The 26,064-nt window shown below is 72.4% G+C and carries 24 protein-coding genes and 1 tRNA gene; 8 read left to right on the top strand and 17 right to left on the bottom strand.

What is annotated here, in order from left to right; genetic code table 11:
* Window positions 1-126: 126 nt before the first annotated feature.
* Together ngg and AB0M52_RS09095 are read left to right on the top strand one after the other, a co-directional pair.
* Entirely contained in the window at window positions 127-2,022 is a 1,896-nt protein-coding gene (ngg, locus tag AB0M52_RS09100) for an N-acetylglutaminylglutamine synthetase (protein WP_363950967.1), read from the top strand.
* Entirely contained in the window at window positions 2,019-3,212 is a 1,194-nt protein-coding gene (locus tag AB0M52_RS09095; RefSeq protein WP_363950965.1) for an osmoprotectant NAGGN system M42 family peptidase, read from the top strand. Before ngg ends, AB0M52_RS09095 begins: the two co-directional genes overlap by 4 nt.
* Before the next feature lie 139 nt (window positions 3,213-3,351).
* Here AB0M52_RS09095 and AB0M52_RS09090 read toward each other — a convergent pair whose 3' ends face one another.
* Window positions 3,352-5,061 carry an alpha/beta hydrolase domain-containing protein gene (locus tag AB0M52_RS09090; RefSeq protein ID WP_363950962.1) on the bottom strand — a complete coding sequence of 570 codons (1,710 nt, stop codon included), beginning with the start codon at window positions 5,059-5,061 and terminating at the stop codon, window positions 3,352-3,354.
* A gap of 479 nt (window positions 5,062-5,540) precedes the next feature.
* Here AB0M52_RS09090 and AB0M52_RS09085 point away from each other — a divergent pair, with 479 nt between their 5' ends.
* A complete protein-coding gene (locus tag AB0M52_RS09085) occupies window positions 5,541-6,470 on the top strand; it encodes a ribonuclease Z (RefSeq protein ID WP_363950959.1) in 930 nt (309 codons plus the stop codon).
* Window positions 6,467-6,976 carry a GNAT family N-acetyltransferase gene (locus AB0M52_RS09080; RefSeq protein ID WP_363950956.1) on the top strand — a complete coding sequence of 170 codons (510 nt, stop codon included), beginning with the start codon at window positions 6,467-6,469 and terminating at the stop codon, window positions 6,974-6,976. The genes AB0M52_RS09085 and AB0M52_RS09080 overlap by 4 nt, the downstream gene beginning before the upstream one ends.
* 28 nt (window positions 6,977-7,004) lie before the next feature.
* Here AB0M52_RS09080 and AB0M52_RS09075 read toward each other — a convergent pair whose 3' ends face one another.
* The 4 genes from AB0M52_RS09075 to AB0M52_RS09060 form a co-directional block, all read right to left on the bottom strand.
* Entirely contained in the window at window positions 7,005-7,892 is an 888-nt protein-coding gene (locus tag AB0M52_RS09075) for an intradiol ring-cleavage dioxygenase (RefSeq protein WP_363950954.1), read from the bottom strand.
* A gap of 153 nt (window positions 7,893-8,045) precedes the next feature.
* On the bottom strand, window positions 8,046-9,047 hold the full coding sequence (locus AB0M52_RS09070; RefSeq protein WP_363950973.1) for a glycoside hydrolase family 11 protein: 1,002 nt from the start codon (window positions 9,045-9,047) through the stop codon (window positions 8,046-8,048).
* A gap of 520 nt (window positions 9,048-9,567) precedes the next feature.
* Window positions 9,568-10,938, bottom strand: coding sequence for a cystathionine beta-synthase (locus AB0M52_RS09065; RefSeq protein ID WP_363950951.1), 1,371 nt, complete (start codon window positions 10,936-10,938; stop codon window positions 9,568-9,570).
* Between the two features lie 86 nt (window positions 10,939-11,024).
* Window positions 11,025-11,381, bottom strand: a complete 357-nt coding sequence (locus AB0M52_RS09060) for a YkvA family protein (protein ID WP_363950948.1) — start codon at window positions 11,379-11,381, stop codon at window positions 11,025-11,027.
* Between the two features lie 139 nt (window positions 11,382-11,520).
* On the opposite strand from AB0M52_RS09060, the gene AB0M52_RS09055 reads away from it, so the two are divergent.
* The 3 genes from AB0M52_RS09055 to AB0M52_RS09045 all read left to right on the top strand — a co-directional run bounded on the left by AB0M52_RS09055 (window position 11,521) and on the right by AB0M52_RS09045 (window position 14,748).
* On the top strand, window positions 11,521-12,573 hold the full coding sequence (locus tag AB0M52_RS09055) for an SGNH/GDSL hydrolase family protein (protein ID WP_363950946.1): 1,053 nt from the start codon (window positions 11,521-11,523) through the stop codon (window positions 12,571-12,573).
* Window positions 12,570-13,373 carry an SGNH/GDSL hydrolase family protein gene (locus AB0M52_RS09050; protein WP_363950943.1) on the top strand — a complete coding sequence of 268 codons (804 nt, stop codon included), beginning with the start codon at window positions 12,570-12,572 and terminating at the stop codon, window positions 13,371-13,373. The genes AB0M52_RS09055 and AB0M52_RS09050 overlap by 4 nt, the downstream gene beginning before the upstream one ends.
* A 115-nt stretch (window positions 13,374-13,488) precedes the next feature.
* Window positions 13,489-14,748 (top strand): acetyl-CoA C-acetyltransferase, encoded by a 1,260-nt coding sequence (locus AB0M52_RS09045; protein ID WP_363950940.1) that lies wholly within the window; start codon window positions 13,489-13,491, stop codon window positions 14,746-14,748.
* A gap of 111 nt (window positions 14,749-14,859) precedes the next feature.
* Here the strand turns inward: AB0M52_RS09045 and AB0M52_RS09040 are convergent, their stop codons facing one another.
* From AB0M52_RS09040 to AB0M52_RS09030, 3 genes are all read right to left on the bottom strand, one after another.
* Window positions 14,860-15,180, bottom strand: coding sequence for a hypothetical protein (locus AB0M52_RS09040; RefSeq protein WP_363950971.1), 321 nt, complete (start codon window positions 15,178-15,180; stop codon window positions 14,860-14,862).
* A gap of 243 nt (window positions 15,181-15,423) precedes the next feature.
* On the bottom strand, window positions 15,424-16,257 hold the full coding sequence (locus AB0M52_RS09035) for a Bax inhibitor-1/YccA family protein (RefSeq protein WP_363950938.1): 834 nt from the start codon (window positions 16,255-16,257) through the stop codon (window positions 15,424-15,426).
* A 103-nt stretch (window positions 16,258-16,360) separates the two neighbouring features.
* Window positions 16,361-16,441 (bottom strand) — tRNA-Leu (locus AB0M52_RS09030).
* Between the two features lie 101 nt (window positions 16,442-16,542).
* On the opposite strand from AB0M52_RS09030, the gene AB0M52_RS09025 reads away from it, so the two are divergent.
* A complete protein-coding gene (locus tag AB0M52_RS09025) occupies window positions 16,543-18,390 on the top strand; it encodes a hypothetical protein (protein WP_363950936.1) in 1,848 nt (615 codons plus the stop codon).
* Between the two features lie 10 nt (window positions 18,391-18,400).
* On the opposite strand, the gene AB0M52_RS09020 is transcribed toward AB0M52_RS09025, so the two are convergent.
* From AB0M52_RS09020 to AB0M52_RS08980, 9 genes are all read right to left on the bottom strand, one after another.
* On the bottom strand, window positions 18,401-19,726 hold the full coding sequence (locus AB0M52_RS09020; RefSeq protein ID WP_363950933.1) for an NAD(P)/FAD-dependent oxidoreductase: 1,326 nt from the start codon (window positions 19,724-19,726) through the stop codon (window positions 18,401-18,403).
* Between the two features lie 152 nt (window positions 19,727-19,878).
* The gene (locus tag AB0M52_RS09015; RefSeq protein ID WP_363950969.1) at window positions 19,879-20,442 is read right to left on the bottom strand and encodes a hypothetical protein; all 564 of its coding nucleotides are present in this window, start codon (window positions 20,440-20,442) and stop codon (window positions 19,879-19,881) included.
* Window positions 20,443-20,618: 176 nt separating this feature from the next.
* Window positions 20,619-22,007 carry a DUF58 domain-containing protein gene (locus AB0M52_RS09010; protein WP_363950930.1) on the bottom strand — a complete coding sequence of 463 codons (1,389 nt, stop codon included), beginning with the start codon at window positions 22,005-22,007 and terminating at the stop codon, window positions 20,619-20,621.
* 6 nt (window positions 22,008-22,013) lie between these two features.
* Window positions 22,014-23,021 carry a MoxR family ATPase gene (locus AB0M52_RS09005; RefSeq protein WP_363950927.1) on the bottom strand — a complete coding sequence of 336 codons (1,008 nt, stop codon included), beginning with the start codon at window positions 23,019-23,021 and terminating at the stop codon, window positions 22,014-22,016.
* A complete protein-coding gene (locus AB0M52_RS09000; protein WP_363950925.1) occupies window positions 23,021-23,614 on the bottom strand; it encodes a hypothetical protein in 594 nt (197 codons plus the stop codon). The genes AB0M52_RS09005 and AB0M52_RS09000 overlap by 1 nt, the downstream gene beginning before the upstream one ends.
* Complete coding sequence (locus AB0M52_RS08995) at window positions 23,611-24,339, bottom strand: DUF4129 domain-containing protein (RefSeq protein WP_363950922.1); 729 nt, start codon at window positions 24,337-24,339, stop codon at window positions 23,611-23,613. The genes AB0M52_RS09000 and AB0M52_RS08995 overlap by 4 nt, the downstream gene beginning before the upstream one ends.
* 77 nt (window positions 24,340-24,416) lie before the next feature.
* On the bottom strand, window positions 24,417-25,130 hold the full coding sequence (locus AB0M52_RS08990; RefSeq protein ID WP_363950919.1) for a uracil-DNA glycosylase: 714 nt from the start codon (window positions 25,128-25,130) through the stop codon (window positions 24,417-24,419).
* A 19-nt stretch (window positions 25,131-25,149) separates the two neighbouring features.
* On the bottom strand, window positions 25,150-25,836 hold the full coding sequence (locus tag AB0M52_RS08985; protein WP_363950917.1) for a dienelactone hydrolase family protein: 687 nt from the start codon (window positions 25,834-25,836) through the stop codon (window positions 25,150-25,152).
* Window positions 25,837-25,848: 12 nt separating this feature from the next.
* Window positions 25,849-26,064, bottom strand: a 216-nt coding sequence (locus tag AB0M52_RS08980; RefSeq protein WP_363950976.1) for a hypothetical protein, incomplete at its 5' end; no start/stop codon positions are given.

Below are 26,064 nucleotides of genomic sequence, written 5' to 3'. Positions count from 1 at the left end.
CCGCGCCGATTACGTCAACGCCCTGCTCGACGCGCCCAACGCCGAACTGACCCCGTTGAACGGAAACAAGCTGTGGCAACTCGGACTCCTGGAAATGTGGCTCCAGAGCCACGGAATCGACTGACCGTGACCGACACCCTGGCAACGGGGGTGGCCCGGACCGACCGGGGTCGGGGCGCGGGACGGCGGTACGAGCGGGTCGGGCCGGGCGGTGATCCGGTCGCCGCGGGCGGCGGTCCGGACGCCGAGGAAGACGAACGCCCGAACGGCGACGAGGGCATCGTCCTCGACTGCGGTTGGGGCCGGCTGGTCTTCGGGCAGACGTTCACCGACCAGGCTGCCGTCGCCGACGTGCTGCGCTCCGAGGCGGCCGGCGCCCGGGACATCTGCATCTACCTGCGCGACCCGCATGTGCTGGTCTCCCGGCTGCCCGACGAGCTGTTCATCGACCCGTCGCTGACCTACCGGCTGCCGCTCGGCGACACCCGGGGCGGCCCGGGGCACGCCACCGGGACGACCGAGGAGGCCGGCACCGCCGACACGCCGGCACCGACCGACGGCCGGCCGGAGCTGCCGGGGGTACGCATCCGCCGGCTGCGCGACGCCGCCGACGCGGACGCGGTCAACCGGATCTACGCGGCCAACGGCATGGTCACCGCGCCGGTCGAGGTACTGGTCGACAACGCCGCCACCGATCGATTTCTGCACCTGGTGGCGGAGGCGACGACCGGCGAGATCGTCGGCACCATCACCGGCGTCGACCACGTGGCGGTCTTCGACGACCCGGACCGGGGCGCCAGTCTCTGGTGCCTGACCGTCGACTTCAACCAGGCGCCGCCAGGCACCGGCCAGGCGCTGATCACCGAGCTGGCCGCCCGGCTGGTCGCCCGAGGTCGGGCGTACGTCGACCTGTCCGTGCTCGCCGAGAACGCCGGGGCGATCCGGCTCTACGAGCGGCTCGGCTTCTACCGCACCGCCACGCTCTGCGTGAAGCGCAAGAACCCGATCAACGAGCGGCTGTTCCTGCCGGCCATGCCGGTCGGCTACGACGGGCTCAACCCGTACGCCAAGATCGTCGCCGACGAGGCGATGCGGCGGGGCATCCGGGTGGAGGTGACCGACCCGGAATGGGGCGAGCTGCGGCTGACCAGCGGCGGCCGGACGATCCTCACCCGGGAGTCGCTGTCCGAGCTGACTTCGGCGGTGGCGATGAGCCGCTGCGACGACAAGCGGGTCACCCGGCGGATCCTGACCGAGGCCGGCCTTTCGGTGCCGGGCGGGCGCACCGCCACCGGCGACTCGGCCGACGCGGAGTTCCTGGCCGAGGTGGGCCAACTGGTGGTCAAGCCGGCGCGTGGCGAGCAGGGCAACGGCATCACCGTGGGGGTGGGCACCCCCGAGGCGCTGGCCGCCGCCGTCGAACTGGCCGCCCGGTTCTGCCCCGACGTGCTGCTCGAGGAGTTGTGCACCGGGGAGGATCTGCGGGTCGTGGTGATCGACCACGAGGTGGTGGCCGCCGCGGTACGCCGGCCCGCCTCGATCACCGGCGACGGCGTGCACGACATCGCCGAGCTGATCGAGCGGCAGAGTCGCCGCCGGGCCGCCGCCACTGGGGGCGAGTCCCGCATCCCGCTGGACGACATGACCCGCGACGTGGTCGCCGAGGCCGGGTACGAGCTGCCCGACGTGCTGCCCGAGGGGCAGGTGCTGGCCGTACGGCGCACCGCCAACCTGCACACCGGCGGCACCATCCACGACGTCACGGGCGAGCTGCACCCGGTGATCGCCGAGGCGTGCGTGACCGCCAGCCGGGCGCTGGACATCCCGGTCACCGGGCTCGACCTGCTGGTTCCGGCACCGGACCGACCCGACCACGTCTTCATCGAGGCCAACGAGCGGCCCGGGCTGGCCAACCACGAGCCGCAGCCCACGGCCGAGCGTTTCGTGGATCTGCTCTTCCCCGGGACGCGGGCACCGCAACGGCTGTGGACCCCGGCGGGTGCGGCACCATCTGGTGCATGACCGTACGCAAGACCACTCCGCTGCCGATCGACCTGGACTATCTGCGCCAGGTGCTGGTCGAGCTGCTGGACATCCCGAGCCCGTCCGGGCGCACCGACCACGTGCAGCAGTACGTGGGCGAGCGGCTCTCCGCGCTCGGCATCCCGTCGACGCTGACCCGCCGGGGCGCGCTCAGCGCCTGCCTACCCGGCCCTCGGGAGACCGGGGCGGACCGGGCGATCGTGGTGCACACCGACACCATCGGCGGGATGGTCAAGCGGCTGAAGGAGAACGGCCGGCTGGAGATGAAGCCGATCGGTACGCACAGCGCCCGGTTCGCCGAGGGGGCCCACGTACGGATCTTCACCGATGACCTGGAGCGGGTGATCACCGGCCAGGTGCTGCCGCTCAAGGCCAGCGGGCACCGCTACAACGAGGGGGTCGATCTCCAGGGCATCGGCTGGGAGCAGGTCGAGGTACGCGTCGACGAGCCGGTGGACGACATCGCCGGCCTGCGAGCGCTCGGCATCGACGCGGGCGACTTCGTGGCGTTCCTGCCCAACCCGACGGTCACGCCCAGCGGATACGTCAAGTCCCGGCACCTGGACGACAAGGCCGGGGTGGCCGCGGTGCTCACCGCGATGAAGGCGATGGTCGACGCGGGGGTGAAGCCGGTGGTCACCGCGCACCTGCTGGTCACCGTGACCGAGGAGATCGGCCACGGCGCGTCGCACGGCCTCGACCCGGACGTCGCCGAGATCGTCTCGGTGGACGCGGCGGTGGTCGCGCCCGGGCAGCAGTCCCGGGAGAACGCCGCCACCCTGGCGATGGGTGACGGGGTGGGGCCCTTCGACTACCACCTCACCCGGAACCTGGCGGCGATCGCCCGCGAGCACGACGTGGACCTGGTCCGGGACGTGTTCGACTACTACCGCTCGGACGTGGCGGCGGCGGTGGAGGCGGGGGCGCACGCCCGGGTGGCGCTGCTCGGCTTCGGCGTCGACGCCACCCACGGCCACGAGCGCACCCACCTCGACGGGCTGCGCCACCTGGCCCAGTTGCTCTGCCTCTACCTACAGAGCGACCTGGTGTTCCCCGAGTGGGACGCCGAGCCGGAGGGTGACCTGGCCGACTTCCCGTCGCTGGCGGTCCAGCCGGCCAGCGCGGAAGGCCCCCGCGAGGGCCCGATCGGTATCGCCCACGCGCCCTGACCGTCACTCCCGCGCGCGCCGGGTCGGCCCACCCGCCGGCCCGGCGCGGTCGCGCGAGCGCGGCGGCGCACAGCCCATTGGTGCCGGGGTCGGTGGCTGGCGGGGCGCCGGCCGGCAGCCGACACCCCGCAGCCGACCCTTACCGGTCCGCCCGCTTCGCCTCGTCTAGGAGTGCGACGAGCGCCTCGGTCACGCGGAGCACCGCGTCCCGGGCCCCGGGGTCACCGGTGATCAGGGCATCCGCCCTGTCGGCCAGGTGCCCCAGCAGGACGATCGCGGGACGATCCCGGCCGTCGACACCCGCCCGCTCGGCGGCCCTGAGGCGGACCTCGAGCTGCGAACCGACGCGTTCGGTGATGCGGCCGGCGGCGACGTACTCGCCGATGAGTTCGCGGATGTCGGAGTACCAGGCGGGGTCACGGGTGACCGCCCCCGGGAGGTAGCCGGCACGGACGTTGGCCATGGTCACCGCTACGGTCTCGTCGACGTACGACGACACGGTCGGGTAGAGCGCGGCGAGCTGCGCGTCGGACAGCGGCAGCGAGCTGCCGTCGAGGAAGCAGAAGCCCGGCCCGGTGTTGCTGCCGCTGTTGATCCGCAGCGGCACCTCGTGCTGGGCGAGCCGGATGCCGCCGAGCGAGAGCCCGAGTTCGTCCCGGGCAACGGTGTTGCCCGTCATCTGGATCTTCGGCGCGGTCGGCGGCTGCACACCGTACGCGATCCAGTTGGCGGTGTGGTCGTACACCGCGTTCTGCACCATGTGCTGCGGCACGCGCGACAGCGCCGGCAGGGCGCAGGTCTGCGGCTCGCCCGGGTATCCGCCGGGGTAGCTGCCGACGTCCCGCTTCCGCAGCGGGCCGTAGTCGGTGATGAGCTTCCAGTCCCCGTGCGATGCGCCGGCCACCTCCCAGGAGCGGAGGACCGGCGAGTCGGCCTGCGCCCGGGCCGCCGCGGAGAAGATCCCGCTGGACACGTCCCCCTCGGAGTTGATCCGGAACACCGGGGTGGTGAGGTCGGTACGCAGGACCCCGCCGCCGCCGTGCAGGACAACCCCGTCGACGACGTTGGCCAGCGGCTGAATGCCGTTGTAGTAGTTCGCCAAGCGTCCGGCCGACTGCGAGTGGCCGGTCGCGATCACGTACTCGGGCGACAGCCGGCCGAGCGGGGCGACGCCGGTCGGGCTGCGTACCGCCTTCACCGCCTGGCTGAAGATGTCGTACGAGAGGCTGTCGTCGTTGATCGTTCCGCCCACGGTGACGTCCAACGTGCCGTAGCGGGTCGGGCTCCACGCCCGCAGGCCCGTCGCGGAGTGCAGCCCCGCCCGCTGGGCGGAGACGCCGACCCAGGCGTACCCCTCCCGGATCAGGTGCTCGTACGACTGGAACCAGTCGACCTCCTGGTCCCACTGGTTGCTGACGTTGTTCCACTCGGCGATCACCACGCCGTTGAACGCCTTGGGGGTGAGCGGCCGACGGACCACGATCCGGGTGGCGTACGGGTGGTCGGTGCTGGTCACCACCGCCGTGTCCGTGCCTCGCGTGGCATAGCGGGTCGCCGTGCCCGAGATGAAGAACTCCTGCTCGACGTAGCCGAGCGCGGCGAGGTTGAGGTCGGTCGCGAGGAAGGGATAACCGCGGCTGGGATGCCCGACCTCAGAGGTCCTGGCGATCGGCCCGGCGACCACCGGGTCGGTGACGCGTTCGCCGGTCGCGGTGGAGGGACGGGCCGCCGCCGAGCTGCGGTCGACCGCGGCGGCGGGCGGGGCGAGGGACACGGTCAACGCGCCGGCCAGGCCCAGCGCGAGCAGGAGCCGAGGGGCATGTCGGCGGAGCGTGGGCAGGACAGACAAGGTTCACCTCACGATGGGGAGCGACTGGTGAGACGTCCGTTGCTGGTGGGGATGCTGTTACCGTTCTGCCGCACACCGTAACTGTCGAGCTAGACGAAAGATAGGGCGGAAGCGCTCCCTCTTTTGCCGTTTCCTACGAAAGTCACCCGTGGTGCCTGTGATCGAAATCCGTTGCCGGGCCGGGGCCGACTGGATAGCGTGGCGGTACACGGGAAAGGAGGTGGTCCAGACTTGTATAGCAATCGGACTCGTGAGGTGGCTGTCCGCTAGCCGCTGTCCTCGACAGTGATCCGTCCGCCTCTCGGGGCGGGCACGGCAAGAGTCGTCGAGACCGTGTGGCAGCGGTGCGGCGAAACCACGACAGCCACCCGACCCCCGGGGTGCCGGCCCAGTCCAGTCGGCCCGCCTCAGCGCGGAAGCCCCGGGGGTCGCTTCATGTCCGGCGACGCCGGACCGGCCGCTCCAGCCTGGAGGTCGTTGTGTCCATGCGCGAGCTGGTGGTGCTCGGGACGGCCAGCCAGGCCCCCACCCGGGTCCGCAACCACAACGGGTACGTGCTGCGCTGGGACGACGAGGTGATCCTCTTCGACCCGGGCGAAGGCAGCCAGCGACAACTGCTGCACGCCACGGTCACCGCCACCGACCTGACCCGGATCTGCGTCACCCACTTCCACGGCGACCACTGCCTCGGCCTGCCCGGCATCATCCAACGACTGTCCCTGGACCGGGTGCCGCATCCGGTGCCGGTGCACTTCCCCGCCGCCGGTGCCGAGTACTTCACCCGCCTTCGGCACGCCAGTTCCTTTCACGAGACCGCCGAGCTGGCCGTGGAGCCGATCGAGGCGGACGGGCAGCGGATCGCGCTGCGCTGCGGCACGCTGGAGGCCCGCCGGCTTCGGCACCCGATCGACGCGTATGGCTATCGGCTGGTGGAGCCGGACGGGTGCCGGATGCTGCCGGACAGGCTGGCCGCGTACGGCATCGCCGGGACCGCGGTCGGCGAGTTGCAACGCGTCGGCCACCTCGACCTCGGCGGGCGCCGCGTCACCCGGGAGGAGGTGAGCGTGCCCCGGCCGGGGCAGCGGTTCGCCTTCGTGATGGACACCGGGCTCTGCGACGGGGTGTACGCGCTGGCCGAGCACGCCGACCTGCTGGTGATCGAGGCGACGTTCCTGGAGTCGGAGGCCGCACTCGCCGCCGAGGTCGGCCACCTGACCGCCGGCCAGGCCGCGCGGGTGGCGGCCGAGTCGGGGGTACGCCGGCTCGTGCTCACCCACTTCTCCCAGCGGTACGCCGACGCACGCCGCTTCGCCGACGAGGCCCGCGCCCATTTCGACGGCGACCTGGTGATCGCCGAGGACCTCACCACGATCCAGGTCCCACCCCGGCGGGTACCCTCGGCCGGGTGACCGTCACACTGCGTCCCGCGACCGCTGGCGACCTGATGGCGGTGGGGCAGCTCCACCAGCGCTCCCGGGTCGCCGCGTACTCGTCGTTCCTGCCGCCGGAGGCGCTGGCCAACCCGACGCCGGAGGCCATGGGCGGCTACTGGGTGGCCCGGTGGGCATACGAGCTGGCCGACCATCGGATGACGGTGGCCGAGCGGGACGGCACGCTGGCCGGCTTCAGCTACCTCGGGCCGGACGACGAGGGCGATGCCGGCACCGGACTGCTCTGCGCCATCCATCTGGACCCGACCGAGCGCGGTCGGGGCGTCGGCCGGGCGTTGATGGTCGACGCGCTGGCGAGCATGCGGGCGCGGGGCTGGCGTCGCGCAGTGCTCTGGGTGCTACGCGACAATGCCCGCGCCCGCCGCTTCTACGAGCGTGGTGGCTGGCAGCCGACGGGCCTGGAACGCGTCGAGGTGATCGGCACCGCGCGGACCCCGCAGCTGCGCTACGCCCGCCCGCTCTGACCCACTCGGGGGTCGGGGCTGCCCGCGGTCACTGGCCATCCTGGTCGGAGTCGACTCCGAAGTTGATCACGCCGAGGTAGCCGTCGCCGTCCTTGGTGACCGTCAGCAGCATGCCGTCGGCGTAGATGGAGTCGTTGTCGTTGAAGGTGTCCCGCCCGGTGTGCGCCGCGTACGGCTGGCTGGCGAAGACTTTCGAGTTGAGCGCCTCGTCGAACATCACCTGGGTGGTCAGCACCCGCGCGCTGTCGATGTGCACCATCGCGTGGATGTGCACGGTACGGCCCCGGTACCAGCCGGGCCAGACGGTGGTGAACTCGACGATGCCATCGGCGTTGGCTACCTGCGCCCCGCGCAGGTAGCGCTCATCGTCGGTCGGGGTCAGGTCGGCGGAGGCTCCCTCGCTGCCACCGGGCGGGGCGCCACCCCCGGCGGGGCCACCGCTCGGCGGGGTGCCGCCGGGACCGCCGCTGGGCGGGGTGCCGCCGCCGGAGGCGCCGTTCGCGCCCGACGACTGGGCCTCGGCGCCCGAGTAGAGCCCGGCCGCGTCGCAGTGCCAGATCTCCACCACCGCATTCGGCAACGGCCCGCACTGCTCGCTGTCCTGCACCCGGATGGCCAGCCGGAGCCGGACACCCTCGCGGTCCTCCCGGAGGTCGCTGCGGATCTTGTCAGCGTCGAAGTAGTACGGCCCCTGGGTGGTGCTCGGCGTAAGCGTGCAGGTGTTCGCCTGGGCGAACAGCGAGGTGAGGTCGTTGGCGGTGGTCGCCTGCGGTGCGACGGTCTCGCCGGTCGAGGTGGTCAAGGTGCCGCCGTCCCGGCCGCAGGCGGCCAGCAGGCTGGCCAGTCCGACCGAGCCGATGCCGGCGATGATGCGCCGCCGGCTGACCCGCTGCCCCTCGTGGTGGTCGTACCCCATCGTTGCCTCCCGTCGTCGTGCCTGGCAGCGACGATAGGAACGGCGGATAGGCGGACCCTTTGCCGCGCTTGTGCGCGCGCTGTGTGTGGAGGACCCCTTGCCGCGGCGGTAGGGATGCCGGCCTCGCCTGGCATCCCTACGCTGCGTGCCAGGTCAGCCGGTCGCGCAGGTCGCGGTGGGTGTGGTGTTGTTGCCGTTCTTGTACAGGGTGATACCGAAGTTGTTGCCGTTACCGTTCGGGCGCGCCGTGAGGGTGCCGCTGGTGCCGCTGACCGACGCGTTCCAGCTGTTCTGCAGGCTCTGGCTGCCGTTCGTGCGGATGGTGACGACCCAGTTGTTGGTGCCGCTGACCGAGAAGGTCACGTTGAAGCGGTCGCTCCACTCCTCGGCGCGGTTGACGCTGACCGTGCAGCCGCCGCCACTTGGTGGCGGCGTGGTGGGGTTGGAGCCCCCGCCGCTGCTGCCCACGGTGATGTTGGAGCTTCCGCTGCTCTGATATCCCTCGGTGGCCATGATCTGGTAGTAGTGGTTGCCGAGGTTCATGCCACGACTGGCCCACGCGTCGAAGTGGTTGCCCGTGGTGATGGTGCCGCCCACCCGCTTCGACGTCCGGACGCTCCAGTACTGGTAGAAGGTCGCGGTGCCGTCGATGGAGGGCTGGTTGACCCGCTGCGTGCGGTAGATGTCGTACGTGCCGCCGTCGCTGTTGACCGTGCCCATGGAACTCGCACCCGGGGGACGCCAACTGCCCCAGCTGTCCACGATGTAGTACTCGACGAGCGGGTTCCTCGTCCACCCGTAGAGGGTCAGGTACGAGTTGCCGTTCGGGCTGTAGGTGCCCGAGTAGGTCACGGTCCGACGGGTGCCGGGATTCCAGCCCTTACCGGCGACGAAGTTGTTGACGTTGCTCCACTGGACGCTGTACTGGCCGCCGTTGCCCATGGTCATGGAGACATTGCCACTGTCTTTCCAGAAGGAATAGAAGTAGCCGTTGTGGTTTCCTTCGGAGTTCGACGTAACGGTCTGGGCGTAGGCGGGGCTGGATCCGATCGCGGCGGCACCGGTCGTCACCAGCGCTGCGGCGCAGGCGCCGGCGATCAGCATCCGGAGACGTCCGCGCCGGCGGCCTGTCGGTTGGACGGGGATGTTGTTCATGTGCGTGCTTCCTCCTCCTGACGGCTGGCGGGAGGCCAGCAGCGCGTACGACCCCGCGAGGTTCCCGGTGGCCAGGTGCCAGCCGCCGGACGCCGCCGGCATCGCACTACGCGGTGGTGGTGGGACCGGTCGTCCTGTCCGGCACGACCGGAGGAATGGGTCGCGGTGGGGCGGATATCGGGCAGCTATCGAGCTGCTTCGATGGCGACAGTATTGGCCCGACCCGATCGCGCTGTCAACAACTTCCGGAAATGCCACGGAAGCCCAGCCGTAACAACCGGCCGCCGCTCATTGCCACCAAGCCTGGCCATTTAGCGACGTCTGCCTGACGAATCCTCGGGCCTGGGTCACCGAGGTGAGGGTTGGCGAAACCAAGATCCCGAACACAAACACCGAAAGTTTCGGAGGTTTCCGGCTCACGTTGCCCCGCTGGCGCACTACTGCATGACGGCGTGGCCCGACCCGACGAGGATGCTGACGAGGACGGCCGGGCGATGTCGCCCGGCCGTCGCTCAGCGGGTCAGCGGGCGCCGAGGTGGGCGAGCAGATCCTGGCGGGTGAGCACACCCTTGGGCTTGCCGTCGATCAGCACCAGCGCGGCGTCGGACTTCTCCAGCAGGTTGACCGCCTCGCTGACCGGCTGGCCACCGCCGATCATCGGCAGCGGCGCGGCCATGTGCCGCTCGATGGTGTCATGCAGCTGGGCCTGGCCGGTGAAGAGCGCGTCGAGCAGGTCCTTCTCGGCGATCGAGCCGGCCACCTCGCCGGTGACCACCGGCGGCTCGGCCTTGAGCACCGGCAGCTGGGAGACGCCGTACTCGCGCATGTAGTCGACCGCGTCGCGGACCGTCTCGGTCGGGTGCACGTGCACCAGCTCGGGCAGCCCGCCCGGCTTGCTGGCGAGCGCCTCCGCCACCGTCGGCTCGGAGCCGGAGTTGTCGAGGAAGCCGTAGCGGGCCATCCAGGAGTCGTTGAAGATCTTGGAGAGGTAGCCCCGGCCGCCGTCCGGCAGCAGCACCACGACCACGTCGTCCGGACCGGCGGAACGGGCCACCTCCAGCGCCGCCACCGCCGCCATGCCGCAGGAGCCGCCGACCAGCAGCCCCTCCTCGCGGGCCAGCCGCCGGGTCATCTCGAAGGACTGCTTGTCCGAGACCTCGATGATCTCGTCGGCCAGGCCCCGGTCGTACGTCTCCGGCCAGAAGTCCTCGCCGACGCCCTCGACCAGGTACGGCCGACCGGTGCCGCCGGAGTAGACCGAGCCCTCCGGGTCCGCGCCGATGACCTTGACCTTGCCGTCCGACGCCTCCTTCAGGTAGCGCCCGATACCGGAGATGGTGCCGCCGGTGCCCACACCGGCGACGAAGTGGGTGATCCGGCCCTCGGTCTGCTTCCACAGCTCCGGACCGGTCGTCTCGTAGTGCGAGCGCGGGTTCGCCGGGTTGGCGTACTGGTTGGGCTTCCAGGCGCCGGGGATCTCCCGGGCCAGCCGGTCGGAGACGTTGTAGTACGAGCGGGGGTCCTCCGGCGCGACGGCGGTCGGGCAGACCACCACTTCGGCGCCGTACGCCCGTAGCACGTCCTGCTTGTCCTGGCTGACCTTGTCCGGGCAGACGAAGACGCACTTGTAGCCCTTGAGCTGGGCCACCAGGGCCAGGCCGACGCCGGTGTTGCCGCTGGTTGGTTCGACGATGGTGCCGCCCGGCCGGAGGATGCCGGCGGCCTCGGCGTCCTCCACCATGCGCAGCGCGATCCGGTCCTTCACCGAGCCGCCGGGGTTGAGGTACTCCACCTTCGCCAGCACGGTCGCCTGGATGCCCTCGGCGACGTTGCGCAGCCGCACCAGCGGGGTGTTGCCGATCATCTCGACGACGTTGTCGTAGTACTGCACCTCGTTGTGCCCTTCTCCTCCGGCGCCGGCGCCGCAGGCCGGGGCGGGTTGCTCGCGTGAAAATCCCGCGCCCAGGGTACGTCGCGTCAGGGCACCACGTGGCCGGGGATCACGGAGCTGCGACGTGCCTCCCACTCCAGGAACCGTTCGGTCTCGGCGAGCACCGCGCCGGCCAACCAGGTCACCATCACCGCGTCGTCGATCAGCCCGAACACGGTGAGGAACATCTCCGGGACCGCGTCGATCGGGGAGACGATGTACGCCGTCGCCGCCGTCATCATGGCCAGCCGGAGGCCGCCGTCGTACTGCCCCCGGGCGGTGGCCGCGATCATTCGGGGCAGCGCGCCGACCCGCTTACCGATCGACGGGCCGCCGCGGGCACCGGCCGTCAGCGCCCGCGCCAGGGCCACGAACGCCGCACCCCGCTTCAACGTCTTAGCCATCGTCGTGCTCCTCTCCACGTGCAGCGTGACGAACCGGCGCAACACTCCCCATCCAAGTACCCAGAGCGGTCGTTTTCCAGGCACCGGGGCGCCGTCACGACGACAGCGGCCCGTCGGACCGGCGCGCTAGTGTCGCGGTATGGGGGTGGCTGGTTCCGTCGTACCGGATCGTCCACGCTGGCAGCGCGCCTGGCGGGTGGCCCGCCTGGCGGCGATCGGCACGGGCGCCACCGTGGCGGCCGCGGCGGCGACCACCGGTGTGCTCCTCGGTCAGGCCCGCCAGGCCCGGCGCATCATCCCGATGGCCGAGGCGCCACCACCACGCTGCGACGGAGTCTACGGCGCGAAGTTCGGCGGCCCCGCGGTCACCATGGTCGTCCTCGGCGACTCGTCGGCCGCCGGGTACGGCGTGCACCGGCGCCGGGAGACGCCCGGCGCGCTGCTGGCCACCGGCCTGTCCCGCCGACTCCAGCGCCCCGTCCAGCTGCACCGCTTCGCCGTGGTGGGCGCCATCTCGGCCGGCCTCAGATTCCAGGTCGAGGCGGCCCTGGAGTGCGATCCCGACGTCGCGGTCATCCTGATCGGCGCCAACGACGTGACCAACCGCACCCCGCCCACCCTGGCCATTCGCTACCTCGTCGAAGGGGTGCGTGCACTGCGCGCGGCCGGCGCGGAGGTGGTCGTCGGCACCTGCCCCGACCTGGGCGCGATCCGCCCCATCCAGCCGCCGCTGCGGTGGCTGGCCCGCCGGTGGAGTCGGCAGCTCGCCGCCGCCCAGACCATCGCCGTCGTCTCGGCCGGTGGCTGGACGGTCTCCCTCGGCGACCTGCTCGGTCCACGGTTCGCCGCAGAGCCCGGACGGATGTTCGCCTGGGACCGGTTCCACCCCTCGGCCGAGGGCTACGCCGCAGCCGCCGCCGCCCTGCTGCCCACGGTGCTGTCCGCCTTGGGGTACGGCGCCGAACGCAGGCCTTCGCCCACGCGCGTGGAGGGCGTACGGTCGTTGCCGAAGGCCGCTCAGGAGGCGGCTCGGCACCCGGGGACGGAGGTCAGCGGTACGCGGGTCCGCGGCAGCGAGGGCGGTCCGGCCGGCCGCTGGGCACAGCTGCGCCGCCGGGGGCTCTTCGGTGTCGGCGCGGCGCCGCAGCCCGCCTCCGCCACCGACTCACCCGCAGTGGAGGGACTCACATGACCAGCCTGTCGCCTGGTGCCCGGGCCGCGGCGCGGGTGGCCCGCACCGCGGCGGTCTCCCTGCTCGCCGGCACGCTCGGCGGCGCGGCCGTGCTCGCCGGCCAGGCCGTGATGGCCCGCAACCGCCGATACGCCCAGCCCGAGCTCGGCCTCGCGCTGCGGGCGACCATCGGCCGGGCCGACGCCCCGCCGGTGCGCCTAGTGCTGCTCGGCGATTCCTCCGCGCTCGGCGTCGGGGTCGACCGCCTCGGCGACACCATCGGCGGGCAACTGGCCGAGTTGCTCGCCGAGGGGCCGACCGGGCGGCAGGTGCACCTGTCCAGCGTCGGTGTCTCCGGTTCGCGCTCCACCGATCTGGCCACTCAGGTGGCCCGGGCGTTGCTCGGCGAGCGGCCGGACGTGGCGGTCATCCTGGTCGGCGCGAACGACGCCACCAGCCTGCGGCGGCCGGCCGATGCCGCCGCGTACCTCGGCGCGGCCGTGCACCGGTTGCGGCAGGCCGGCGTCGAGGTGGTGGTCGGCACCTGTCCGGACCTCGGCGCGGTACGGGCGATCGCGCCGCCGCTGCGCCAGATCGTCGGCTGGGTCGGTCGCCGGGTCGGTCGAGCCCAGACGAGCGCGGTGCTCGACGCCGGCGGGACAGTGGTCGACCTGGCCACCGAGACGGGCCCGGTGTTCCGGGCCGATGCCGGCACCTTCTGCCACGACGGCTACCACCCCTCGGCCGACGGCTACCGGGTCTGGGCCCACGCCCTGCTGCCGGCGGTGGCCGCCGCGGCAGCGGTCGCCCCCCGACGCTGACTCTCCGTCCGGCGGCGAGCCCCGGCACTCGGTGTTCGGGTTGGCGGCAGAGGGTGACATTTCCCGGCGGTCGGACAGCTTCCGCCGCAAGTTACCGGCGCGTTAACGTTGGCCCATGCCGATTGAGTCGTCCCGCGACGCCGTCATCGTCGCCACCGCCCGCTCCCCCATCGGCCGGGCCCACAAGGGGTCCCTCCGCGACCTCCGCCCGGACGACCTGGCCGCCACCATCGTCCGGGCCGCCCTGGACAAGGTTCCCCAGCTCGACCCGCAGCAGATCGACGACCTCTACCTCGGGTGCGGCCTGCCCGGCGGCGAACAGGGCTTCAACATGGCCCGTGTGGTCGCCGTACTGATGGGCCTCGACGGCCTGCCCGGTGCCACGCTCACCCGCTACTGCGCCTCATCCTTGCAGACCACCCGGATGGCGATGCACGCGATCCGGGCCGGCGAGGGCGATGTCTTCGTCTCCGCCGGGGTCGAGGCCGTCTCCCGCTACGCCCGGGGCAACTCCGACGTCCTGCCGCCCGAGGCGCAGGCCGTAGTGGGTCGCTGGGAGAACCCCCGCTTCGCCGAGGCGCGCGAGCGGTCCAAGGCCCGCACCGAGGCGGGTGCCCCGGTCTGGACCGACCCGCGCGAGAAGGACGCGCTCCCCGACGTCTACCTGGCTATGGGGCAGACCGCCGAGAATCTCGCCCAGGTGTACGACGTGACCCGCGCCGACATGGATGCCTTCGGCGTACGCAGCCAGAACCTGGCCGAGAAGGCGATCGCCGACGGCTTCTGGGCCCGCGAGATCACCCCGGTCAGCACGCCGGACGGCACGGTGGTGAGCGCCGACGACGGCCCGCGTCCGGGGGTGACCCTGGAGGCGGTCTCCGCGCTGAAGCCGGTCTTCCGTCCCGACGGCCGGATCACCGCCGGCAACTGCTGCCCGCTCAACGACGGGGCCGCCGCCGTGGTCGTGATGAGCGCCCAGCGGGCTGAGGAGTTGGGCATCGCCCCGCTGGCCCGGATCGTCTCCACGGGCGTCACCGCGCTGTCGCCCGAGATCATGGGACTCGGCCCGGTCGAGGCGAGCCGGCAGGCGCTCAAGCGGGCCGGAATGACCATCGACGACGTCGACCTCGTCGAGATCAACGAGGCGTTCGCCGCCCAGGTGATCCCGTCGTACCGTCAGCTCGGCATCCCCGAGGAGAAGCTGAACGTGATGGGCGGTGCGATCGCCGTCGGCCACCCCTTCGGCATGACCGGTGCCCGGATCACCGGCACGCTGCTCAACGCCCTCCAGTGGCACGACAAGACCATCGGCCTGGAGACCATGTGCGTCGGCGGCGGGCAGGGTATGGCGATGGTCCTCGAACGCCTCAGCTGAACGATCGTCGGGCCGGCCGGCGCCGCCACAAGCTCGGGGTCGGGGCTCCTAGAGCGCGGTGTCGAGGTCCTCGGCCGGCCTGCGGCGGGCCAGGGACTTCGACACAGGGCCTCAGAGCGCGGTCCGGGTCGCGGCCACCTCGGTGGCGGCCCGGGCCAGGATCTCGTCGGGCGGGCCGGCGGCGAGCAGGTCGGTCGCGACCACCCGGAGCTGGTCGGGCAGGGCCAGGTCGTTGTCGAGCCGGGGTACGCCGCGCCGCGGCTCGCCCTCCGCATCGGCGGTGAGGTTGGCGATCTCCTGCACCAGCCGGTGCACCAGATCCGCCCGGGAAACGTTGCCGGCAGACGCGATGGCCGACCACCGCGGCTGCTGCCAGTGCCCCACCTGCCGCACCAGCAGCTCCACTCCCCGCGCCAACTCCACGCCCCGCACCTCAGCACCACCCACGCCCGCACTCTACGCACCACCGCCCCCGCCGCCGCCGATCATGCAGTTTCGGTCACCCAAAAGCCCCTTTTGGGCCGTTATTCCGCGACCAGAACTGCATGATCGGCGGGGCGGGGCTGGGCGGGGGCGGGGCGGGGCTGGGCGGGGCGGGGCGGGGGGAGGAGTGGGAATGACGACGGCGCCCGTCCCCGGGTGGGGGCGGGCGCCGGTCGGTCGCGGGGCGCGAGGTCAGTCGTCGCCCTGGAAGTAGCTCAGCAGGCGCAGGATCTCGATGTAGAGCCAGATCAGGCTGACCAGGATGCCGAACGCGGCGACCCAGGAGTAGCGCTGCGGCAGGCCCATCCGGACGCCGTCCTCGACCTCCTTGAAGCTGAGCACGAAGCTCAGCGAGGCAACGACGATGCAGACCAGGCTGAAGCCGATGGCCAGCGCGCCGCCGTCCCGCAGGCCGGTGTTGAAGCCGAACAGCGAGAGCACGAAGTTGATCATCATGACGGCGAACAGGCCGGCCATGACCGCGATCAGGCCCTTGGTGAACTTCGGCGTTGCCCGGATGACCCGTGCCCGGTAGAGCATGGTCATCACGAAGAAGACACCGAAGGTGGCGACAACCGCCTGTAGCACGATGCCGCTGTACAGCGACTCGAAGAACTTGCTGATCGCGCCGACGAGGACACCCTCGACGACGGCGTACGCGACGACCAGCGCCGGGTTCGCCATCCGGGAGAACGAGATGATCAGGCCGAGCACCAGACCGACGACGGCCGCGCCGATCCAGGCGGCGCCGAGCAGCGCGTCGGGCACCAGCACCCAGGCCGCCGCGGCGGTGACGCCGAGGATGGCCAGGAGCGTGACCGTCTTGACCACCACGTCGTCGATCGACATGGGGGTGACCGCCGGCGGCGCGGCCGGGTAGCCCGGCGCGCCGGGGTAACCGGCCTGCGGCGGGTACTGCTGGGGGTAGCCGGGCTGCCCGTAGGGCCCGGTCGGGGCGTACCCGGCGGCACGCTCCCGCTCGGCCGCCTGGCCGAGCCGGGCGAGCACCGGGTTCGAAGTCTTCACTGTCTGGCCTCCCTAAGGGGGTCGTGGCACGTCAACGCGCGCTACAAGAGTAAACGTCCGGGACAGTCCGATGGTGATCGGAATCCTGAGGGAACGCTGAGAGTGCCCGGGGCGGGGGTCGAACCCGCACGCCTTGCGGCAGCCGCTTTTAAGGCGGCCGTGTCTGCCGTTCCACCACCCGGGCGGGTGACCCCGACGCGCCGGCACGCGCGGTGCAGTGCCACGGTAGCGGGTTCGCGCCCGCTGCGGCGTCCCCCGCCGGCCACCGGCACTAGGGTCGAGGCCGTGAGCAGCCCCGCACCGACCGCCCGGGCCGACGACGTGGCCGAGCGGACGCTCCACACCATCGAGGCGGTACGCCTGCCACGAATGTCCCGGCTGGCCCGGGCCGCCACCCGGCACCGGGGCGACCTGCTCGTGGGGCTGTTCTTCGCGGCGCTGGCCGGCTGGCTCACCCACGGGCTCTGGCCCGACCCGACCGGTCGGACGCTCTCGCTCAACCCCGACGACCAGATCCTCTACGAGTGGTTCCTGACCGTCGACGCGCGGGCTCTGCTGGGCGATTTCGGGCTGCTGACCGACCGGCTCAACGCCCCCGACGGGGTGAACCTGATGGCGAACACCTCGGTCATCGCCCTCGGCATGCTGTTCGCGCCGGTCACCCTGCTGTTCGGCGCGCCGGTCACCTTCGCCCTGCTCGCGGCCGGCAACCTGGCCGGCACCGCGACCGCCTGGTACCTCCTCTTCAGCCGTACGCTGCGCGCCCACCGGCCCGCCGCGGCGCTGGGCGGTGCGCTGTGCGGCTTCGGCCCGGGGATCGTGTCGCAGACGAACGGCCACCTGCACATGACCGCCCAGTGGCTGCTACCGGTCATCGTCTGGCTGGTGGTGCGCCTGCTCCGCGCCGCCGATGGCGGGCCGCCGGGAACCGCCGCCGCCGACCGACGGCCGGACCGGCGACGCCTGGTCACCTCGGCGGTCGGGCTCGCCGCCGCCGTCTCCGTGCAGGTGTTCATCGGCGAGGAGGTGCTGTTCCTCGGCGCGGTCACCCTGCTGGTGATGGCGGTGACGATGATCGCCGTGGATCGCGACCTGGCCCGTCGCGCGCTGCCCGCATTCGCCGGCGGTATGGCGCTGGCCACCGGGCTGGCCCTGCTCGTGCTCGCCCACCCGCTGTGGTTCCAGTTCGCCGGGCCGCAGGGCGTCGCCGACAGCCTGTTCAGCCCGCACTACTTCGCCACCGACCCGCGCAGTTGGTCGGCGATCTCGCCGCTCGCCCTGGTCGGGAACGACCGCTCGGCCGGCCTGACCACCGGCCCGGCCGAGTACAACACCTTCCTGGGCTGGCCGCTGCTGCTGGTCACCGCCGGCTGCGCGCTCTGGCTGGGGCGTCGCCCGCTGGTGCTGGCCTGCGCCGCCGGCATCCTGGTGATGGGCGCGCTCTCGCTCGGCCCCGAGATCGTGTCCGGCGGCGAGGGCACCGGCGTGCCCGGGCCGTACGCACTGCTGGCCGGGCTCCCGGTGGTCGACGGCGCGCTACCGATGCGATTCGCCCTGGCGGTACCGCCGTTGGCGGCGACGATCCTGGTGCTGGCGGTGGACCGGGCGCTGCGGGCCGCCGGCCGCTCCCGGCGGCTGATGCTGGCGGCCGTCGGCGTGGCGCTGGTGCCGGTCATCCCGGCACCGCTGCCCACCGCCGAGCGCACGCCGGTGCCGGAGTTCATCACCGCCGGCCACTGGCGCGCCTGCGTCGAGCCGGGCGGCGTGCTGGTGCCGGTGCCGCTGGCCACGCCGAAGGAGCCCGGGCCGATGCGCTGGGCGACGGCCGCGGGTGCCCGGTTCGGCATGCCGGAGGGTTTCTTCATCGGCCCGCACGGCCAAGGTGGCACCGCCGCGATGGGGGCCGCGCCGCATCCCACCTCGGCGCTGCTGGCCGAGGTGTCCACCAGCGGCCTACGGCCGGTCGTCGGCGAGGAGCAGCGCCGCCAGGCCGAGGCGGACGCCCGGCACTGGGGCGCCTCCTGCGTGGCACTGGCGGTCGCCACCCCACACGCCGAAAGCCTGCGCCTCACGTTGGAGTCGCTCTACGGCCCGTCGACCCGGAGCGCCGACGCCTGGTTCTGGCGGGTTTGAGGGCTCCGCCTTACGCCTTGGCGCGGGGCTGGGAGGCCTCGGCGAACTCCTCGCGCGGGTCGTGCAGCTGGCCGAGGGCGACCACCTCACGCTTGAGGACGAACGCCAGCGTCCAGTCGACCACCACCCGGACCTTGCGGTTGAACGAGGGGATCCGGCTCATGTGGTACGTCCGGTGCATGAACCACGCCGGCCAGCCGGTCATTTTGATGCCGTAGACCTGGGCCACGCCCTTGTGCAGGCCGAGGCTGGCCACGCTGCCGGCGTGCTTGTGCTTGTAGTTGACCGGCTCCCGGCCCCGGATCACGGCCACGATGTTGTCGGCCATCCGGTGGGCCTGGCGCACCGCGTGCTGGGCGCTCGGCGAGCAGTAGTTGCCCGGCGGCTTGGTGAGGTCCGGCACGGCCGCGCAGTCGCCCGCGCTCCACGCGCCCTCGACCACCCGGTCACCGTCGACCACCTGGAGGGTGGGCAGGCAGGTGATCCGACGCCGCTCCTCGCGGGGGAAGTCGGTCGCGTCCAGCATCGGCGACGGCTTCACCCCGGCGGTCCAGACGATGGTGTCCGAGCGGAAGCTGTCGCCGTCGGAGAGCTTGACCACCCCGTCGACGCAGGACTCCAGGCGGGTGTCCAGCCGGATGTCCATGTCCCGCTTCAGCAACTGCTGCACCGTGTAGGCACCCATGTCCCGGTCGACCTCGGGCAGTACCCGCTGGGTGGCCTCGACCAGCACCCACCGCATGTCCGAGGGTTCCAATTCCGGGTAGTACCGCAGGGCGTCCCGGGCCATGTCCTCCATCTCGGCGAGCGCCTCGATGCCGGCGTACCCGCCGCCGACGAAGACGAAGGTCAACGCGCTGCGACGGACGTCGGGGTCGGTCGTCGCGGCGGCCACGTCCAGCCGGTCGAGCACGTGGTTGCGGAGGTAGATGGCCTCACCGATGGTCTTGAAGCCGATGCCGTGCTCGTGCAGGCCGGGGATCGGCAGGGTCCGGGAGACCGAGCCGGGGGCGACCACGACGTGGTCGTACGTGATCTCCCGAGTCGGGCCGACGATCGGCTGCACCACAGCGGTCTTGCGGTCGTGGTCGATCCGCGTCACCGCGCCGGCCACCACCTTGCACCGACGCAACTCGCGACGCAGCGGCACCACGGAGTGCCGCGGGGAGATGTTTCCCGCCGATGCCTCAGGCAGGAACGGCTGGTACGTCATGTGCGGCTGGGGGTCGACGACGATGACCTCAGCCTCACGGGAGCTGAGCTTCTTCGACAGGCGCAGCGCCGCGTAGAGACCGACGTGCCCGGCGCCCACCACAAGGATCCGCTTCGGATTCACGCTTCTATCTTTCCCCCCGAAGCTGCGCTAATCCCGTCTGCGGTGCGCTTCTGTGACCGAGCACAACCTCACTGTGACCCGCACAACGCCGGCCGCCGACCGCACTTCCGCCGCCGAAAACGGCCTCGCGAATGACGCAAGGAAACCGCCTGTCACTTGCGTCGCAGCAGCCAGGCCAGCAGCGCGGTCACCCCGACCGCGATCAGCAGACCGGCGATCGTGACGGCCTGCCGGCCGGTGCCACCGCCACCCACCCGGGTCAGCTCGACCAGCAGCACCCCGACCACGGAGGTGGCGAGCACCACTATTGCCGCGCGAGTGAGCCAACGCACGATCAGGTCCGGGTCCACCACCGCGTCGTACGGCAGCACCGCGGCCAGCGCGCACAGCGTGTGCGTGAGGTAGAGCACCGCCGCCACCGCCATCAGCCGCCACAACGCGATCGACCGGCCGTAGCCGTCGGTGGCGATCAGCCACCCCGCGACGGTGACCAGCGCCGCGAAGGTCGGCCAGAACCGGCGCGGCGCCAGCGCCGGCAGCACCGCGACCCCGACCAGGGCGCCGAACGCCCGCCCCGCGACGACCTCGGCGGGGTACGCCAGCAGCAACCCCACCAGCGCGCTGACGAAGATTCCGGCGCGGACCAGCACCGGAGTCAGGGCGACCCGGCCGGCCGCCGTCCGCAGCGCCTTCACCCGGCCGGTCAGCGACGCAATCACCGGCCTCCACCTTCGTTCGCGACTGCCGTACTCCGCTGCGCTGCGTTCCTCCCGCTCACCGGGCCAGTCCTTCGTTCGCGACTGCGGTACTCCGCTGCGCTGCGTTCCTCGCGCTCACCGGGCCAGTCCTTCGTTCGCGACTGCGGTACTCCGCTGCGCTGCGTTCCTCGCGCTCACCGGCCACCCACCCTTGGGGCGGTGGCCAGGCGGGCCACGTCGCGCAGCACCTGGTCGAGGCTGCCCGCGCCGGCCCACGGCACCACCGGTACGCCGTGTTCGCGTAGCTGCGCGATCATCGTGTCCCGGTCCAGCCGCCACAACCGGTACGCCACCTCGGCCCAGCCGCTGTCTGTCGGCGGCGACAGGTCGGCCGGCAGGGTGTCCACGGCCACCACGAACCGCCCGGAGCGGGCCAGCCGGGCCAGCATCTGTGCCGACCGCTCTTCCAGCAGCGGCGTGAGCACCACCACCAGCGCGTCGGCGGAGAGCAGTTGCGGCCCGAACACTTGGTCGTACGGCTCGTGCGGCGAGGACTGGGCCTGCACGTCCAACAGCCACTCCAGGACGGTCAGGTACTGCCGGCGTCCGGTGGCCGGGCGCAGCCGCCGGGCACCCGGGCCGTACTCCAGCATGGCCACCCGGTCGCCCCGGTGCAGGTAGTGCTCGGCGATGGCGGCGGCGGCCCGGACCGTGGTGTCCAGCACCGAGGCCGTCCCGTTGATCCCGCCGGAGCGGCCCGCCTCGACGAGCACGTCGAGCAGCACGACCACCTCGGCGTCCCGGTCGGAGAGGGTGGCCGCCACGTGCAGCTGCCGGGCGCGCAGCGATACCCGCCAGTCGATGCGACGCAGCCGGTCGCCGGGGGCGAAGACCCGTACGCCGGCCAGCTCTCCGCCCTCGCCGGGCCGGCGCGAGTGGTGCGCGCCGACCAGCCCGGCGGCCCGGGGCATCGCCTCGACCGCCTCGAAGGGTTCGGTCTTCGGGTACACCCGGGTCCGGGTCGGCTCGGCGATCACCGCGCGGGAGACCAGCAGTCCCTGGGCGGCGGAGACCCGGGCGCCGGCCGGGCCGAGCCGGTGCCGCCCCCAACGCAGCGCGGTGCCGGCGAGTTCCAGGTCGACCGCGGTGTCCGGGGTCACCGAGGTGACGAACGGCCGGTCGGCCACGGTCGGTCGGCGGTCCACACCGGAACGGCCACCCCCTGCGACGGCTCCGCCGGCGAGGCTCGCCCGTTCGATGCGCAGCCAGGGCGAGACCCGGGTACGCAGCACCGCCACGTCGTAGGGCACGGTCCCGGGGTTACCGACGCTGACCGTCCCGGTCACCTCACCCCCCTCCACCAGATGCTCCTCGTCGGCACCGATCCACACCTGTGGCAGCTCGGTGGGCCGGCGGCGCAACGCGTACGCGGTGCCGAGCGCGAACGGGGCGGCCAGCACGACCAGGTCCACCCGACCCAGCAGCACCGCGGCGACCAGCAGCAGGCCGGTGAGCAGCACCGCCCGGCCGAGCGCCCAGGTGGGCGTCCAGTTGGCAGATGCCGGTCGGTCCGGAGTGGTCACGACGGGTCAGTGCCCCTGCCGGCCGGCGGCGTAGCTGGGCAGCGCCCCGCTGGCCGGTGCCGGGGTGCCGTCGAGGACCTCACCGACCACGAAGGACGGATCGACCCGGCGCAGCCACATCTCCGGCCGCAGCGTGATCCGGTGGGCCAGCGCCGGTGCCGCCACGTCCTTGACGTCCTCCGGCACCACGTAGTCCCGGCCGGAGAGCACGGCCCGGACCCGGGCCAGCAGCAGCAGCGCCAGCGACCCACGCGGCGAGGCGCCGACCAGTACCGACGGGTGTTCCCGGGTGGCCGCGGTCAGCGCCACGATGTAGCGGCCGACCGAGTCCTCGACCACCACATCCTCCAGCGCCGCCTGCATGGCACGCAGGGTGCCGGCGTCGACGACCGGCTTGATGTCGGCCTCCTCCCGGCGGCGGGCCATCCGCCGGCGCAGCACCTCCCACTCCTCCTCGTGCTCCGGATAGCCGAAGGACACCCGCAGCAGGAACCGGTCCAGCTGTGCCTCCGGCAGCGGGTAGGTGCCCTCGTACTCGATGGGGTTGGCGGTGGCGAGCACGTGGAACGGCTCGTCCAGCCGGTAGGTCACGCCCTCCACCGAGACCTGCTTCTCCTGCATCGCCTCCAGCAGGGCGGACTGGGTCTTCGGCGGGGTCCGGTTGATCTCGTCGGCGAGCAGCAGGTTGGTGAAGACCGGCCCGGCCCGGAACGCGAAGTCGCCGCTGCGCTGGTCGTAGAGGAACGAGCCGGTGACGTCGGCGGGCAGCAGGTCGGGGGTGAACTGGAGGCGGCGGAAATCCAGCCCGAGCGCCTGCGCGAAGGACCGGGCGGTGAGCGTCTTGCCCAGGCCGGGCAGGTCCTCCAGCAGGACGTGCCCACCGGCGAGGATGCCGGCGAGGACCAGTTCCAGGGCGTCCCGCTTGCCGACCACGACCTGACCGACCGCGTCCAGCACCGCCCGGGCGAGGTGGCCGACCTCGGTGGCGGGCATCGTCCGGTCGACGTCGTTCATCAGATCTTCTCCAGTTCGGCGACGATAACCGCGAGGTCGCGCGGCGAGGGGGTGCGGCGAGGCGGGGTCTCCAGGAACGTCCACAGCCGGTCGCCCAGCAGGGCCCGGGCCCGGGTCGGATCCGCCTCACGGGTCACGCCGTGCTTGAGGCGCAGCCGCTCGTCGGCCAGCTCGGCGAGGCGGGGCAGGATCACCTCGGTGAAGCGTTCGGGATTGGTCTTGGACCAGTCCAGCGGCCATTCCCAGCCGTTGATCGCGGTGCGCAGTGCGTCCCGGGCCGTCCAGTTGTACATGCCGTCCTCTTCTCCGCCAGGGGAGGGGACCCCGGTGCGCGTCCGGGGCGGCGCGAGCGCGGCGACGATCCGGCGTACGACCAGCAGCGTGAGCACCGCGGCGACCAGTATCAGCAGCGACACCCGTAGCCCGACCACGCGCAACCCCGCGACGAGCACGACGGTCGCGGCGGCGGCGATGCCGAGGACGTTCACCACGGTACGCAGCGGCCCGCTCTCGCGTCGCCCGGGCTGGGCCGGCCGCTCCTCCTCGAAGCTGAGCAGGTCGTCGATGCTGGCACCGCGCTGCCGCTCGGTCATTCCGTCACCTGCTCGACCGTGGCGGCGAGTTCGCCGCGCAACCGGCGCAGGGCCGCCCGGGCCTGGTCGCGGGTCTGTTCGTCGACCGGGCGGGTGGCGTACCGGGCCTCGCGGTAGACGTGCGCGAACTCGGCCAGCACGTCGGCGCTGACGATCGCCGGCACCCCGGTCGACTGGTCACCGCGCAGCAGGCGGGTGACCAGGTCGGTGGCGGTGTCGCCGGTCAGTCGGGGCAAGCCGGCACCGGCGGCGGCCTCTTCGAGGCGTACCCAGCAGGCGATCACCGCGGTCCGCGGGTCGGTGGACCGGTCGTCCAGCTCGACCAGACCGGCGTCGACGGCGGCGACCACCTCACGGGCGGTGCCCTCGGCACTGCGCCGGGCCGGCCGCGCGGGCAGTGCCCGGGTGACCCGGCGGGCCACTCCCCGCAGCAGCGTCCAGGCCAGGTAGCCGAGGACGGCGAGCAGTGCCGCCGCGAGCAGCACCAGCGCCGCCGTGCCGAGCCAGGACGGGATCTGGGTACGGGTCTGCTCGGCGGCTTCCCGCGGCTCGGCCGGGAAGGACGGGCGTGGCTCCTCGGTCGGATACTCCAGCACGAAGGGGGCGTCCTGGACGGCGGGCGGGATCCGGCTCGCGCCGATCGACGAGTGCGCGGAGGCCAGGGCCACCGCAGCGAGCAGGCCGACCACCACCGCGACCGGCCACCACCTGCGCAGGACGTCCATCCCGCCTACCTCCGGGCCACCGGGGCGTACGGCGGGCCATCGCACTTCTCGTCCGCCATCGCCACCGTCCCGCAGCCTCAGTCCACTCCGGCCAACCGTTTCGCCCGGGCGAACACATCGTCCAGCATCCCTGGTGTCAGCCGCCCGGTGAAGGTGTTCTGCTGGCTGACGTGGTAGCAACCCAGCAGTTCCGGTACGGCCGTGCCGGACCAGTGTGCCCCATGACCGAACGACGGTCGCGGGCTGGGCGGACGGTGGTCGTACACAGCGCGCAACACCGGCCACCACGCGGCCCAGGCGAAGGCGCCCAGCGCCACCACCACCTGCAGCGTCGGCCTGATCAGTGCGACCTCGCGGTGCAGCCACGGCGCGCAGGTGTCCCGCTCGGCCGGGGTCGGCCTGTTGTCCGGCGGGGCACAACGTACGGCGGCGAAGATCCGCGTCTGGCGCAGGGTCAGTCCGTCGTCGGCGGCGACGCTGGTCGGCTGGTTGGCCAGGCCGGCGCGGTGCAGCGCGGCGAAGAGCACGTCGCCGGAGCGGTCGCCGGTGAAGATCCGGCCGGTACGGTTGCCACCGTGCGCGGCCGGGGCCAGCCCGAGGATCGCTATCCGGGCCGCGGGGTCGCCGAAGCCGGGCACCGGCCGACCCCAGTACTCCTGGTCACGGAACGCCGCCCGCTTCGTGCGCGCGACCTCCTCCCGCCAGTCCACCAGCCGGGGGCAGGCGAAGCAGTCGGCGACGGCCGCGTCGAGGTCGGCGAGATCGGTCGCCCGCGCCGCGCGGGCAACCACCTCGGCGGGTGTACGCGGCTCAGCCAAGCTTCGCCCGGAAGAGTTCGAGGGTGCGGGCCCAGGCGCTGGCGGCGGCACGCTGGTCGAACTTCTCCGGCCGGTCCTCGTTGAAGAAGGCGTGCGCGGTGCCCGGGTAGTCGTGCAGCTGGCAGGTGCCGCCGGCACCCTCGATGGCCTGGCGTACCGCCTGCACCCCCGGGTCGGTGGAGGTGCCGTCCGCCTCCGAGCAGTGCACCAGCGCGTCCTTGCCCGCGTAGTCCGTCCACTCGGAGCGCATCCCCTCCCATGGCAGGCGGGGGTAGAAGGCGGCGGTGGCGACGATCCGTTCGGAGAAGCTCGCCGCCCACAGCGCCAGGCTGGCCCCGGCGCAGAAGCCGGCGCAGCCGACCTTGCCGGCGACCTCGGTACGGCCGGCGAGATAGTCGGCGGCCGCCGCGATCTCGCGCGCCGCCTCGTCCATCTGCGGCCCGTTCAGCATCTGCCGGGGCTCACTCGGCCGACCGGCCGGCTCGCCGTGCCGGAAATCCGGCGCGAGGGCGACGAAGCCCGCCTCGGCGAAACGGTCCACGACCGACCGGATGTGCGGCACGATGCCCCACCAGTCCTGGATGACGATGACGGCAGGGCTGGCCGTACCGGTGGCGGGTATCGCGAGGTATCCCTCGCCCGTACCGCCACCGCCACGGTAGGTCACCATCTCGCCCATCGGCCCGTCCTCCTAGCGGTCAGTCAACGTTGGCTGGTCGCCCAGTGGTCCTACGTGCCGGTAGCCTGCCATGCGGTGACGTCCGTCGGAAGATGCCGGAACAGTGGCATTCACCTCCCGTTCGCGTCGGCGTAGCGCGATCCGGCCGGTCGCGGCGGGGTCGGTGTCGAGCCGTTGCAGCTCCCCGGAGAAGCGCCGCGCCTCCTCGGCCGCCCACCGGAAGGTGGA

This window comes from Micromonospora sp. NPDC051296 (assembly GCF_040682255.1).
Lineage (GTDB): Bacteria > Actinomycetota > Actinomycetes > Mycobacteriales > Micromonosporaceae > Micromonospora > Micromonospora craterilacus.
This window is presented reverse-complemented; position numbering and strand designations above follow the sequence as displayed.

Coding starts and splice junctions, on each gene's coding strand:
- AB0M52_RS09075 (WP_363950954.1), bottom strand. CDS start 7,892: ATGGGGTACGACCACCACGAGGGGCAGCGGGTCAGCCGGCGGCGCATC.
- AB0M52_RS09005 (WP_363950927.1), bottom strand. CDS start 23,021: ATGAACGACGTCGACCGGACGATGCCCGCCACCGAGGTCGGCCACCTC.
- AB0M52_RS09095 (WP_363950965.1), top strand. CDS start 2,019: ATGACCGTACGCAAGACCACTCCGCTGCCGATCGACCTGGACTATCTG.
- AB0M52_RS08985 (WP_363950917.1), bottom strand. CDS start 25,836: ATGGGCGAGATGGTGACCTACCGTGGCGGTGGCGGTACGGGCGAGGGA.
- AB0M52_RS09070 (WP_363950973.1), bottom strand. CDS start 9,047: ATGAACAACATCCCCGTCCAACCGACAGGCCGCCGGCGCGGACGTCTC.
- AB0M52_RS08995 (WP_363950922.1), bottom strand. CDS start 24,339: ATGGACGTCCTGCGCAGGTGGTGGCCGGTCGCGGTGGTGGTCGGCCTG.
- AB0M52_RS09000 (WP_363950925.1), bottom strand. CDS start 23,614: ATGACCGAGCGGCAGCGCGGTGCCAGCATCGACGACCTGCTCAGCTTC.
- AB0M52_RS09050 (WP_363950943.1), top strand. CDS start 12,570: ATGACCAGCCTGTCGCCTGGTGCCCGGGCCGCGGCGCGGGTGGCCCGC.
- AB0M52_RS09045 (WP_363950940.1), top strand. CDS start 13,489: ATGCCGATTGAGTCGTCCCGCGACGCCGTCATCGTCGCCACCGCCCGC.
- AB0M52_RS09055 (WP_363950946.1), top strand. CDS start 11,521: ATGGGGGTGGCTGGTTCCGTCGTACCGGATCGTCCACGCTGGCAGCGC.
- AB0M52_RS09060 (WP_363950948.1), bottom strand. CDS start 11,381: ATGGCTAAGACGTTGAAGCGGGGTGCGGCGTTCGTGGCCCTGGCGCGG.